Here is a 12,204-nt window from a genome sequence, read left to right on the forward strand (position 1 = left end):
GAAACACGGTTCATCTTCCGTGCCTGAAAATGCCTAATGAAAAGTAGCTTGGCCGTGGATAACCCTAGCGAAACTTGCGCAGGCCGCGCGGACCCTGGCGTCCGGACTGAGCGCGTTTGCCCAGCCAGTCCTTCCAGTCCGGCCAGTTGCGCCGGCGACCGCCGCCGTCCACCCATTCTGGGCCGTGCGCAGCCTCGAACACCGTGATGTCGGCCAGCCCGCCCTGTTTGAACATCTGCAGTCGCACACCCTTGCCCCGGCCCATTTCGGGCAGTTCGGCTAAGGGGAAGATCAACGCCTTGATGTTCTCTCCGATGGTGGCGACGTGGTCGCCCGTGGCGCGCTGGATGGACAGCATGGTGCCGTTCAGCACCTGTTTGCCGCCCCGCTTCTGGGCCAGGGTGTCATCTTCAGGGGCAATGAAGCCATAGCCGTCCTTCGAAGCGACCAGGAGCTTGCCACCGGGCACATGGGTCATCACGCCCACGATCTCGGCCTTTTCATCCAGATCGATCATCAACCGCAGCGGCTCGCCGTGACCGCGCCCGGATGCCAGCCGGTCGGCCCCGATCGTGAACACGCGCCCGTCCGAGGCCCCGATCAGCAGCTTGTCCGTCGTATAGGCCGGTACCAACCATCCCAGACTGTCGCCTTCCTTGAACTTCAGCTCCGAAGGATCCTCGACCTTGCCTTTGGTGGCGCGGATCCAGCCGCGCTCCGACAGGATGACAGTGATCGCCTCGCGCGGCAGATAGGCCTCGATCGAAGCGATAGCCGAGGTATCGACCGCTTCGGCGATGGTCGTACGGCGCGGCGACACAAGCGCCTTGCGAACGGCATCCAGTTCCTTGGAAATCGCCTTCCACTGTTTGTCCGGCGACGAGGACAATGACTTCAGGGTCGCAAGTTCCTCAGAGAGGGCATTGAACTCCTTTTCGATCGTCATCTCCTCGAGGCGCGCCAGCTGGCGCAGCCGGGTGTCGAGGATGAAGTCGGCCTGGACTTCGGTCAGGCCGAAACGAGCGATCAAGACTGCCTTCGGCTGCTCCTCCTCGCGAACGATCCGGATCACCTCGTCCAGGTTCAGGAAGACGATCCGCAGGCCTTCCAGCAGGTGCAGCCGCTTTTCGACGCGTTCGATCCGCCATTGCGAGCGACGCACCAGCACCTCGCGCCGGTGATCGAGGAAGGCCTGGAGACACGCCTTCAATCCCATGACACGGGGTGTCCCGGTGGCGTCCAGCACGTTCATGTTGATCGGGAACCGGATTTCCAGATCCGACAGCTTGAACAGGCTCTCCATCAGAACATCCGGCTCGATGGTGCGCGAGCGGGGCTCGAGCACCAGGCGGATGTCCTCGGCCGATTCATCGCGAACATCGGCCAGCAGCGGGGCCTTCTTCTGTTCGATCAGTTCGGCCAGCCCCTCGATCAGCTTGGACTTGCCGACCTGATAGGGCATCTCGGTGACGACGATGCGCCAGACGCCGCGCCCCAGGTCCTCGACCTCCCACCGGGCCCGCAGGCGCACGCCGCCCCGGCCCGTGGAATAGGCTTCCAGGATGGAGGCGTGCCCTTCGACGGCGACGCCACCCGTCGGGAAGTCGGGACCGGGCACGATGGTCGCAAGCACCTCGGTGGAGGTGGACGGGTCGGCGATCAACGCCTGACACGCATCGATCAGCTCACCGACGTTATGGGGCGGAATGGACGTGGCCATGCCGACCGCGATGCCGGACGAGCCGTTGGCCAACAGGTTCGGAAAGCCGGCAGGCAGAACGACTGGTTCCTGATCCTGGTCGTCATAAGTCGGACGGAAGTCCACGGAATCCTGATCGATTCCTTCCAAGAGCAACTGGGCCGCCGCCGTCAGCTTGCACTCGGTGTAACGCATGGCGGCAGCGTTATCGCCGTCGATGTTTCCGAAATTGCCCTGGCCGTCGACCAGCGGATAGCGCTGGGAAAAGTCCTGGGCCAGGCGGACAAGGGCGTCATAGATCGAGGCGTCGCCATGGGGGTGGTACCCACCCATCACCTCGCCGACCACCTTGGCGCATTTGCGCGCCGCGGCCTGCGGGTTCAGCTTCATGTCGTGCATCGCATAGAGGATGCGCCGATGGACCGGTTTGAACCCGTCCCTCACGTCGGGCAGCGCCCGGTTGGTGATGGTGGACAGGGCATAGGCCAGATAGCGCCGCGACAGGGCGTCGGACATCGGCTCTTCGACGATACGGCCACCGTCAGGGGGAGGAGCGAGAACAGTCATGAGATGCGAATCGGCGAACGGGAGGCCTGAGTCTAGACCAGTTGACCCACGGCCGCGGTGAAATGCGAGGTTACAACCGCCCGGCGTCGGCCAGCCGATTGACCAACCACAGGCGCGCTGACGGTAGGGGTCGGTTCTGAGGGTGGAAGACAAACGCCTCCATGAAATGCCCCGTCAGCTCCAGCCCTGCCCCCACGTCGCCCTCTGCCAGTCCTGCCTGGGCCCCCAGCATGAAGGGAGGCAGGACCAGCAGCTTGTCCGCATAGGGGGCCCCGGCCGTGCGGCTGACGGCACGCCCGGTACGCGGGCTGACCCACACCAGATCGTCCATCGCCCCGGTGACAGCACAGGCGGCCAGGTCCAGGCCGAATCCCAGGTCTTCCAACAATCCGGCCTCGAAACGCACAAACACCGCCGGCCAGACTGCGGGAATGGCAAAGGCCGACATCAGGGCCTCGAAGGCGAGGAAGGCACCGGGGTGCGGTTCCCGCTCCGGCAAGGCCCCCTGGGCCACCGCTGCTGCCGCGTTCAGCCCCGCCAGGGCCAGGGGATCATCAAACAGGACCGAAGGCCCCTCCCCGACCGGCTCCAGCCGGGCTGACCCGAGCTGATCGGACGTGCGGGAGCGAAAGGCGGCCTCGACCCTGGCCCCAGGCTGCAGGAACGGCTTCATGCGCCGCGAAGCCCCGCCCGCGACATAGGTGGCGCGCCGCCCATGCGACCTTGTCAGCAGATCCACCACCACGCCGGTGTCGCCATGACTGCGTGCCGACAGAACGAAGGCCTCGTCCTGAAACTCCATCAGGGGGCCGGGGTCTCGCGAACGACGGCGACGACGGCGTCGGCCTTGTCATTGGGTATGGCGAACGACAGCACATACTGCTCGATCTTCCAGCCATTCTCCGTCAGGCGCAGCACGCCCGAGCCGCGCGTAACGCCGTAGCTGGCGTTGGACAGCTCCTCATCGAACCAGGCGATGCAGCGGCAGGGGATCGGGGCAATGGTGATGTGGCGAGCAACGGGCGTATAGGTCCAGCCCCGACCCTGAGCGAAATAGGGCTCTGCAAAGGCGCGGAATGCATCGAGGCTCCAACGCTCGGAGGCGTCCGTGCCGATGAAGCGCGCATCGGGGGTGAACAGTCCGAAATACGCCTCGGCATCGGCTGCGGTCGAGGCGACGTTCAGCTGGTCCAGAACGGCGGCTACATCCTCCTCCGGTCCCGAGAGGGACAGGGCAGATGCGGCGATCATGGCGGTCAGGCTGGCGATCATGGGGCACTCCAGGCGAGCGACCAGCCTAGGCCGTCGGCGAGCGCACTGAAAGAGCCGATCACCGGGCCCCGGTCTGCGGGAAGGGGCGTCCCAAAGCCTCGGCCATGGCCTGTTGCGAGATCAGAAAGACCGACTGGCCCTGATGAAAATTGTTCGACAGCACAATCACCGTGATGTCGGCGTCGGGTTGGTAGGTCACCAGATTGCGAAACCCGGACCAACTGCCCGTGTGGTAGATCTGGCGATCCAGGAATGGGGGGTCGACGCGCATGCCAAGCGTGTTCGAGAACAGGCCGAAACCCCAATCACGCCGCGGACGTCCCCGCTCCGTCGAAGGTTGAGTTTCGGGCGCATGGTCGGCGATCATCTGGGCATAGCTCTGCGCCGTCAGCAGGTCGCGGCGATGCAAGGCCCGCTGCCACACCAGCATGTCGTCCAGTGTCGTATACAGACCGCCCGATCCGTAGAGGATGCTGGGGTTGACCTTGGGCTGGGCCGTTCGCCCACCGGCCAGATCCGCATAGCCCATGACGATGCCGTGGTCGCCTCCATCGTCAAACCCGGTGTCGGCCATGCCAAGCGGATCGAAGAAGGCCGCCCTCAGATACTCTGGGAACGGCTTATCCGACGCACGCTCCACCACATCGGCCAGCAGGTTATAGCCAGCATTCGAATAGCGAAGCTTTGTGCCGGGCGCGAACTGAAGGCCGTAAAGCATCGAATCAGCAGTCAATTTTTCCGGCGCAGTCGGCGTGACGCGCTGCAAGCCCCAGCCAGGTCGCGCCATCATGTCGGGTACGCCAGAGGTGTGAGCCAGCAGATGTTTCAACTGGATCGGGGCCCAGGCCTCAGGGCAAGGCTGAATCCAGCGGCACAAAGGATCGTCGATCGAAAGGACACCCTCGTCCTGCAGTCTCAAGATGGCGGCTGCCGTAAACTGCTTGCTGACCGAAGCCAGACGAAGGCGTGAGTCCAGTTCCAGCGGGCGGCCCTCGGCCTGGCCATAGACCTGGCGAAAGATTACCTCGTCACCGCGTGCGACCAGGACTGCACCACTGAAACGCCCGGCGGCACCCTCGCGCTGCAGACGCGCGGCCAGCTGGGGCAGAGCCTCGACGACGACCACGGGGGGGCGAACCGGCTGCTCCGCCAGCGGCGGCGGCGCCGGTGTGGACGTGCGAACCGCTGCAATACCGACGGCGACCAGCAGGGCAATGACAGCCAGGGTGGTGATCAGCCACGGAAAGGCCGACGCACGATCAGGAACGCGAAACACCGGCTCAGACGTCGAAATCGAGGCCGAACTGCGCGTACAGGGCCCGGCTGTCCTGCCACTTGGGGTCGACCTTGACCGTCAGGAAAAGGTGGATCGGTCGCTCGAGCAGCTCGGTCAGTTCCTCGCGTGATTTCTGACCGATCCACTTCAACGTCTGGCCGCCCTTGCCCAGCACGATCGGCCGTTGGCTCTCGCGCTCGACATAGATGGTCTGTTCGATCCGCGCCGAGCCGTCGGGGCGCTCGTCAAAGGCCGTGGTCTCGACCGCCGCCGAATAGGGCAGCTCCTCATGGACGCGCAGATAGACTTTTTCCCGAGTGATTTCGGCCGCGAGTACACGGATCGGCACATCGGCGCTCTGATCCTCAGGATAGAGCCAGGGGCCCGGCGGCATGGAGCGCGCCAGCCGCTGTTTGAGGTCATCGACGCCGTCGCCGGTCGCCGCCGAAATCATATAGACCTCGGAATAGACGCCGCTCTCGAACAAGGTCTGAGACAAAGCCAGCAGGCCGTCGCGGCGCATGCCATCGATCTTGTTCAGCACCAGAATGACCTGGGTGCCGGTGGCTTTGAGATTGGCGATGATGGTCTCGGTGTCCTCGGCCGAGCGACGGTCAGCGGGTGTCCCGTCCCGGCCCTCTGCCGCAATGTGCGAGGCCGCATCGATCAGATGCACGACCACATCGGCGTCTTCCGCGCCGCCCCAGGCCGAGGCGACCATGGCTCGATCCAGGCGTCGGCGCGGCGTGAAGATACCGGGCGTATCGACCAGGACGATCTGGGCTGATCCCGACATGGCAATGCCGCGAACCGGAAAGCGCGTGGTCTGCACCTTCTGGGTGACGATCGAGACCTTGGACCCCGTCAGGCGGTTGACCAGCGTCGACTTGCCAGCGTTCGGTGCGCCGATGATGGCGGCGAAACCGGCGCTCTGTCCGGAAGTTGCAGGATCGGTCAAATGACGCCTTCACGTTTCAGCAGCGCGGTCGCGGCAGCTTTCTCTGCGTCCTGACGTGATCGGCCCTCGGCGGTCAAGGGGGTCAGGCTGCCGATTGCGACTTCTACGGTGAATGTGGGCGCATGATCCGACCCCACCCGCCCCGCGATCCGGTAGCTGGGCAGGGGCAGGCCTCGACCCAGCGCCCATTCCTGGAGCGCCGATTTGGGATTGGCCAAGCTGCGCGAAGGCGGCGCGGCCAGTTCGTCGGCCCAGGCCCGATCGAAGACCGTCCGCACGGCCTGATACCCGCCATCCAGATAGACGGCTGCCAGGATGGCCTCCATGGCGTCGCCCAGGACGCCCTCTCGGCGACGGCCGCCCTGCTTGCTCTCTCCCGGCGACAACCGCAGCGCCGGACCGACGCCCAGTTTTTCGGCGACCCGCGCGCAGGCGGACTTGTCCACCAGCGCATGCAGCCGCGAGGACATCTCGCCCTCGTTGGCCGTCTGATAGTCGGCCATCAACCGTTCAGCCACCAGCAGGCCCAGCACCCGGTCGCCCAGAAACTCCAGCCGCTGGTTGTCGACCACGACCCGCCCCGACGGATCGCGGCCACTCCCCTCGCCTACGCTGGGATGGGTCAGGGCCTGCTCCAGCAAGGCGGGATCGGAGAAGCTGTGATCCAGCCGACGCACGAGCGCGGCGATAGCCTCGGCTCGCGCGTTGGCCATCAGTCCAGAACGTTGAAGAACCGGCTGGGGCGGACCTTCGAGAACCAGCTGATCGGGTTCCAGAGCGAGGCGCCCGGCGACCAGGAGAACAGGATGATCTCTGCCTTGCCCACCAGATTCTCGGCCGGGACCAGGCCCACACCCGAGGCCGACTGCTCGCGGCTGTCGATCGAGTTGTCGCGGTTGTCGCCCATCATGAAGTAGTGGCCGGCCGGAACCTCGAACACGGGCGTGTCGTCCAGCGGGAAGCCCGGACCAAAGTCCTGAATCGCGAAGGTCTTGCCGTTCGGCAGGGTCTCGGTCAGCTGGGTGACGTTGCGCGGACCAAAGACGTCAGCCAGTTCGGCCTGCCCCACCACGACGTCCTGAACCGGCGTGCCGTTGATGTGCAGGACGTTGTTGATCATCTGGATCTGATCGCCGGGAACGCCGATCACGCGCTTGATGTAGTCGGTCTTGTTGTCACGCGGCAGTTTGAAGACCGCGATGTCGCCCCGCTCCGGCGCATTGTCGAAGATGCGGCCCTCGAACAGCGGCGGGCTGAACGGAATGGCGTGCTTGGAGTAGCCGTAGCTCCACTTGGAGACCACGATATAGTCGCCCTCATAGAGGTTGGGCTCCATCGAGGCCGACGGAATGGTGAACGGCTGGAACAGCACGACACGCAGGACCAGCGCGATCAGCAGGGCGAAGACGACCGTCTTCACGATCTCGACAAACTCATTGCCGTCAGAACCACCCTTGGACCCCTTTTTGCCCTTGCGGGCATAGACCGGGGCGGTGTCGGCATCCTCGAAGGGGGCATCACCCTGATCGCTCCAAACCGGACGCTTGCCGTTCGACGCGGCTGTGGTGCCGGCCGCAGCGACCGCGGCAGCCGAGGCGGCGGCCTCGGGCTGATAAACGTCGACGGTGCCCATAGGCGGGGCGACAGGCGTGGGGTCCGGCTCGGGAAGTGAAGCGACCGGCTCGGCCGCGGGAGGCTCTTCGTGCGAGGGTGCGACCTCACGCGGGGCTTCGGCCTCAAGCTCGCGCACGGGGTGATGCTCGACCGGCAGGGACGAGGCAGGCTCGGACGTCAGGCCCGCATCTTCGTGCGGGACATCGGCGTGGGTCTCCAGCGGCGGTTCAGCGCTCGTCGACGGCGTATCGACGGCGTGATCGGCGGGCTGCTTTTGCTCTTCGCTCATGTGACTCGGATCCCCCAGCCGCTGACGCGGTCTTTGACGTGAAACGGGTATAGCGTGATTAATCGACGGGCAAGGCTTCGATCACCACGAAGGCGAGTGCATAGGGGTGTTCGTCGCTGAGCGTCAGATGTATCCGCGGTTCGTGACCGGCTGGCGTCAGCCGTGCCAGGTGTTCAGCGGCATGTCCGGTCAGAGCCAGGGTCGGCTGGCCACTGGGCAGGTTCACAACGCCCATGTCGCGCCAGTAGACATCCTTGCGCATGCCGGTGCCCAGGGCCTTCGCGCACGCCTCCTTGGCGGCGAACCGTTTGGCATAGCTCCAGGCGGCGTCGGGCTTTCGGTCCGATCGCGCGCGCTCCAGAGCCGTAAAGCAGCGCAGCTTGAACCGGTCTCCAAACCGATCGAGCGAGTTCTGGATGCGGCGGATATCGCAAAGGTCGGCGCCGACGCCGATGATCACGCCATGGCTCCGCGCGCCCGGTCCATCAGTTCGCGCATTTTCGAGATGGCCGGTCCCAAGCCTACGAAGATGGCCTCGCCGATCAGGAAGTGGCCGATGTTGAGTTCCATGACCTGCGGAATCGCAGCGATCGGCGCGACGGTGTCATAGTCGATCCCGTGTCCGGCGTGGACCTCCAGCCCCAGGCCATGAGCCTGTGCTGCCGCCGCACGCAATGCTTCCAGATCAGCAGCTGCCGCGTCCAGTCGGCGGTCGCGCACGGCATCACAGAAGGATCCCGTGTGCAGCTCGACCACAGCCGCCCCCGTTCGGGCAGCAGCCTCGACCTGGTGCGGATCCGGCCCGATGAAGAGCGAGACCCGCGACCCGGCATTCTTGAGGCGGCCGACGAAGGGCGTGATCCAGTTGTGGCCGCCCACAACGTCCAGTCCGCCTTCAGTGGTCCGCTCCTCGCGCTTCTCCGGAACCAGGCACACTGCGGCGGGGCGGTGATGCAGGGCGATCGCCAGCATCTCCTGGGTGACAGCCATTTCCAGGTTCAGGGGGCGAGCCTGGTCGCGAAGCACGGCCGAAAGCGAATCGATGTCGGCGTCCGAGATATGCCGACGGTCCTCGCGAAGATGGGCCGTGATGCCATCTGCGCCGGCTGCGATCGCCTCCTGTGCCGCACGCACCGGATCCGGATAAAGGCCACCGCGCGCGTTCCGAACCGTCGCAACGTGGTCGATGTTGACGCCCAGACGGATCCGCTCGGACATCCGCTCAGACCTTGGCCAGACGACGGCTGCCCGGGTCTTCAACCGGCAATGCCGCCAGTTCCGCTGGCATGGCATCGGCGGGATAGGCGGGCACGTCCATGGTCGCCAGGGCAATCAGGGGTACACCCACATCGGCACGGCCGCCCGAGCGATCAACGATACAGGCCGCAGCAACGACATCGCCACCGGCCTCTCGAATGGCCGCGATACATTCGCGCGAGGACAGGCCGGTCGTGACGATGTCCTCGACCATCACGACCTTCTGGCCGGGCTCCAGCGAAAATCCTCGGCGCAATTTGAAGGTCCCGCCCTCGCGCTCGACGTACATGGAGGGCACGCCCAGATGCCGCGCGGTCTCATAACCGGGAATGATGCCGCCCACCGCCGGGGAGATGGCCACATCGACCGCACCGACAGCAGCGACGATCTTGTCCGCCAGCGCCTGGCACAGGCGCGCGCAGCGGGCGGCGTCCATGAAGACCAGGTTTTTCTGCAGAAAGACGGGGCTGTGCAGTCCCGACGACAGGATGAAATGCCCCTCCCGCAGGGCACCCGCAGCGCGGAACTCGTTCAGGACGTCATCGGTGTTCATGATCGCGACCTAAGCCGTGCCGAGCCGAGGGGCAAGGGGCTAGGGCGGAAGGGTCAGCCCTTGCGACGTTCCGCCGTATCAACCGAAGGGTTGGCACGGAGAGCCGCCATGATCGCCGTCGCATGCTTGGCGTCCTTCACCTCGACGTCGATGTCGACATCGAAGAAGTCCTGCTGCCGGTGGCTCATCACCAGGTTCAGGATGTTTCCGCCCGCCTCGCCTATCTGGGTGGTGACCTGACCCAGCACGCCTGGTGCGTTCTGAATGGTCGCGCGGATGCGGGCCGAGGCGACAGCCCCCCGTTCGGCTTCCGGCGTCCACTGCAGATCCTGCCAGACGGAGTCGTCGTCGGCGTAGTCGGCCAAGCGCTGGCAATCGATGGTGTGGACCGTCAAGCCACGGTCCGGCTCCAGAATGCCGACGATCCGATCGCCGGGAAGCGGCGTGCAACAGGCACCAAAATGGATGCTGATGCCCGCTGTCAGGCCGCTGCCGTGAACATAGAGACGCGCCTGTTCGTCGACGATGCGTTTGCGCTCGCCCCCGACCGAGATCTGACCCTTGAGTGCCGGGAACAGCGTTTCGGCGACCTTGACCGGTGACAGGCGTCCCCGCCCGACCGCCTCATAGAGATCGTCTTCCGTCGGAAAGGCCAAGGTCTCCAGAACCGAAGTCAGGACGACGTCCTTCAGGGCCTTCCCAGCGCGCGAGAGCGTCTGTTCCAGGGTCGCGCGGCCCAGGCGGATGAACTCACCGCGCTCATTGCTGCGGATATGGCGCCGGATCGCGGACCGGGCGCGGCCCGTCACCGTCAGGGATCGCCAATCTGCGGGGGCCTGTCGCTTGGTGCCGCGCACGATCTCGATCACGTCGCCGTTTTGCAACTGGGTCCGCATCGGCTTGAGTTCGCCGTTGATCTTGACCCCCACGGCCGTATCGCCAACCTCGGTGTGGACGGCATAGGCGAAATCCAGGGCCATCGCCCCGCGCGGCAGGGTGATCAGGCTGCCCTTGGGCGTAAAGACAAAGACCTGATCCAGGAACATTTCGAGCTTGGCGTGCTCGACCCAGTCGTCGCCTCCCTCCCCGTTCTCGATCACCTGTACCAGATGACGCAGGTTCTGCAGGGGGTCACGCCCGCCATCCGCCTTCATCGCCGCTCGGTCGAAGCCGTAGGATTCGTCCTTGTAGCGCCAGTGTGCCGCGACCCCGTCTTCGGCCACGCGATCCATCGCCTCGGTCCGGATCTGCATCTCGACCCTCAGTCCCGAGGGACCGACCACGGTGGTGTGCAGCGAGCGATAGTTGTTCGACTTGGGCGTCGAGATGAAATCCTTGAACCGCTCCGGCACCATCGGCCAGGCGCGGTGGATGACACCGAGGGCGCGATAGCAATCGTCCTCTGCCTGAACCAGCACGCGGAAGCCGTAGATGTCCGACAGAGACGAAAAGCCGACCGACTTCCGCTGCAGCTTGCGCCAGATCGAATAGGGCGTCTTCTGCCGTCCGAAGACGCGAGCCCGCACGCCGGCCTCCGCCAGGGTCCGCTCGACCTCGCGGGCGACGGTGTCCATCTGGCGGCCGTGTTCCAGCTTCAGCGCTTCCAGCCGGCGTTCGATGGCCGTGCGGGCCGTAGGGTTCAGATGCTCGAACGCCAGCTCTTCCAGCTCGGAGGCGATCGAGTGAATGCCGATGGAGCGGCCCAGCGGTGCATAGACCTCCAGCGTCTCGCGGCTGATGCGCTCGCGCTTCTCAGGCTTGACGTATTGCAGGGTCCGCATGTTGTGCAGGCGGTCGGCCAGCTTCACCAGCAGGACGCGAACGTCCTTTGAGATGGCCAGGATGAATTTGCGCAGGTTTTCGGCCTGCCGCGTATGCTCGGCCTGCAGCTCAAGCCGACTGAGCTTGGTGACCCCTTCGACCAGAACCGCGATTTCCTCGCCGAACATGGAGGCGATGTCGTCACGCGTGGCGGACGTGTCCTCGACGACGTCGTGCAACAGGGCGGTCACGATCGAGGCCGTGTCCAGCCGGTAATCGGTCAGGATGCCGGCCACCTGGATCGGATGGGCAAAATAGGGATCGCCCGACGCACGCAGCTGGGAGCCATGCATCTTCATGGCATAGACGTAGGCGCGGTTGAGCAAGGCCTCGTCCGCCGTGGGATCGTAGGCCTTGACCGCTTCGATCAACTCGAACTGACGAAGGATTGGCGCCTTCTTCGGCAACGGATCGTTGCGATTGGCGGCCTTCGGGGTCGGCGCGGGCGGCTCGCTCCGCGCCGGGAGGATAGTGATACCGTTGGCGGGTTCCGCCGTCAGTACCGCTCCTCCTGTCCACCGTCGCGGTCGCTTTGCAGCGCGCGGATTAGCTCGGCCTCAGCCATGTTCATGTGCTGCGGCTCGGCCAGCAGCGCGACGACTTCGGCTTCATCCTCAGCCTCGGTACGCTCGTCGACACGCTGCAGGTTGGTGATGATCGTCTCGCGAAGATCGTCAGGACCGACAGCATCCTCGGCCAGCTCGCGCAGGGCCACGACCGGGTTCTTGTCGTTGTCCCGGTCAACATTCAGGGCGGCACCGTTGGCAATGGCCCGCGCGCGGTTGCCCGCCAACAGAACCAGGCCGAACCGGTTCGGCACCTTTTCGATGCAGTCTTCGACAGTGACGCGTGCCATGGAATCCTCAAGCCGGGGGGGAGAACCGCGCAAACTACAGGC

12 protein-coding genes are annotated in these 12,204 nt (G+C 65.1%); all 12 read right to left on the reverse strand.

Annotation, left to right across the window (positions count from 1 at the left end):
* Positions 1 to 64: 64 nt before the first annotated feature.
* Positions 65 to 2,266, reverse strand: a complete 2,202-nt coding sequence (gene parC, locus JIP62_RS02010) for a DNA topoisomerase IV subunit A (protein WP_201103288.1) — start codon at positions 2,264 to 2,266, stop codon at positions 65 to 67.
* 70 nt (positions 2,267 to 2,336) lie between these two features.
* Positions 2,337 to 3,068: a DNA repair protein RecO gene (gene recO / locus JIP62_RS02015; RefSeq protein ID WP_201103289.1), complete on the reverse strand. Its 732-nt coding sequence runs from the start codon at positions 3,066 to 3,068 to the stop codon at positions 2,337 to 2,339.
* Positions 3,068 to 3,538 (reverse strand): nuclear transport factor 2 family protein, encoded by a 471-nt coding sequence (locus JIP62_RS02020; RefSeq protein ID WP_201103290.1) that lies wholly within the window; start codon positions 3,536 to 3,538, stop codon positions 3,068 to 3,070. Before JIP62_RS02020 ends, recO begins: the two co-directional genes overlap by 1 nt.
* 58 nt (positions 3,539 to 3,596) lie before the next feature.
* Positions 3,597 to 4,814 carry a serine hydrolase domain-containing protein gene (locus JIP62_RS02025; RefSeq protein ID WP_201103291.1) on the reverse strand — a complete coding sequence of 406 codons (1,218 nt, stop codon included), beginning with the start codon at positions 4,812 to 4,814 and terminating at the stop codon, positions 3,597 to 3,599.
* A 4-nt stretch (positions 4,815 to 4,818) separates the two neighbouring features.
* Positions 4,819 to 5,772, reverse strand: coding sequence for a GTPase Era (era, locus tag JIP62_RS02030; RefSeq protein WP_201103292.1), 954 nt, complete (start codon positions 5,770 to 5,772; stop codon positions 4,819 to 4,821).
* Positions 5,769 to 6,485, reverse strand: coding sequence for a ribonuclease III (rnc, locus tag JIP62_RS02035; RefSeq protein WP_201103293.1), 717 nt, complete (start codon positions 6,483 to 6,485; stop codon positions 5,769 to 5,771). The genes era and rnc overlap by 4 nt, the downstream gene beginning before the upstream one ends.
* The gene (lepB, locus tag JIP62_RS02040) at positions 6,485 to 7,405 is read right to left on the reverse strand and encodes a signal peptidase I (protein ID WP_230974924.1); all 921 of its coding nucleotides are present in this window, start codon (positions 7,403 to 7,405) and stop codon (positions 6,485 to 6,487) included. The genes rnc and lepB overlap by 1 nt, the downstream gene beginning before the upstream one ends.
* A gap of 328 nt (positions 7,406 to 7,733) precedes the next feature.
* Positions 7,734 to 8,135, reverse strand: coding sequence for a holo-ACP synthase (acpS, locus tag JIP62_RS02045; protein ID WP_201103295.1), 402 nt, complete (start codon positions 8,133 to 8,135; stop codon positions 7,734 to 7,736).
* Positions 8,132 to 8,893 carry a pyridoxine 5'-phosphate synthase gene (locus JIP62_RS02050; protein WP_201103296.1) on the reverse strand — a complete coding sequence of 254 codons (762 nt, stop codon included), beginning with the start codon at positions 8,891 to 8,893 and terminating at the stop codon, positions 8,132 to 8,134. The genes acpS and JIP62_RS02050 overlap by 4 nt, the downstream gene beginning before the upstream one ends.
* Before the next feature lie 4 nt (positions 8,894 to 8,897).
* The gene (gene pyrE, locus JIP62_RS02055) at positions 8,898 to 9,485 is read right to left on the reverse strand and encodes an orotate phosphoribosyltransferase (protein WP_201103297.1); all 588 of its coding nucleotides are present in this window, start codon (positions 9,483 to 9,485) and stop codon (positions 8,898 to 8,900) included.
* Between the two features lie 53 nt (positions 9,486 to 9,538).
* Positions 9,539 to 11,605, reverse strand: coding sequence for a RelA/SpoT family protein (locus JIP62_RS02060; protein ID WP_230974925.1), 2,067 nt, complete (start codon positions 11,603 to 11,605; stop codon positions 9,539 to 9,541).
* 197 nt (positions 11,606 to 11,802) lie between these two features.
* Positions 11,803 to 12,162 carry a DNA-directed RNA polymerase subunit omega gene (gene rpoZ / locus JIP62_RS02065; protein ID WP_201103298.1) on the reverse strand — a complete coding sequence of 120 codons (360 nt, stop codon included), beginning with the start codon at positions 12,160 to 12,162 and terminating at the stop codon, positions 11,803 to 11,805.
* Positions 12,163 to 12,204: the final 42 nt, after the last annotated feature.

The organism is Brevundimonas vitisensis (genome assembly GCF_016656965.1).
In the GTDB taxonomy this organism is placed as follows: domain Bacteria; phylum Pseudomonadota; class Alphaproteobacteria; order Caulobacterales; family Caulobacteraceae; genus Brevundimonas; species Brevundimonas vitisensis.

Bases quoted from the DNA above. Each gene is read 5' to 3' on its own strand.
- rnc (WP_201103293.1), bottom strand. From the start codon at position 6,485: ATGGCCAACGCGCGAGCCGAGGCTATCGCCGCGCTCGTGCGTCGGCTG.
- JIP62_RS02020 (WP_201103290.1), bottom strand. From the start codon at position 3,538: ATGATCGCCAGCCTGACCGCCATGATCGCCGCATCTGCCCTGTCCCTC.
- recO (WP_201103289.1), bottom strand. From the start codon at position 3,068: ATGGAGTTTCAGGACGAGGCCTTCGTTCTGTCGGCACGCAGTCATGGC.
- JIP62_RS02050 (WP_201103296.1), bottom strand. From the start codon at position 8,893: ATGTCCGAGCGGATCCGTCTGGGCGTCAACATCGACCACGTTGCGACG.
- lepB (WP_230974924.1), bottom strand. From the start codon at position 7,405: ATGGGCACCGTCGACGTTTATCAGCCCGAGGCCGCCGCCTCGGCTGCC.
- parC (WP_201103288.1), bottom strand. From the start codon at position 2,266: ATGACTGTTCTCGCTCCTCCCCCTGACGGTGGCCGTATCGTCGAAGAG.
- pyrE (WP_201103297.1), bottom strand. From the start codon at position 9,485: ATGAACACCGATGACGTCCTGAACGAGTTCCGCGCTGCGGGTGCCCTG.
- rpoZ (WP_201103298.1), bottom strand. From the start codon at position 12,162: ATGGCACGCGTCACTGTCGAAGACTGCATCGAAAAGGTGCCGAACCGG.
- JIP62_RS02060 (WP_230974925.1), bottom strand. From the start codon at position 11,605: ATGAAGATGCATGGCTCCCAGCTGCGTGCGTCGGGCGATCCCTATTTT.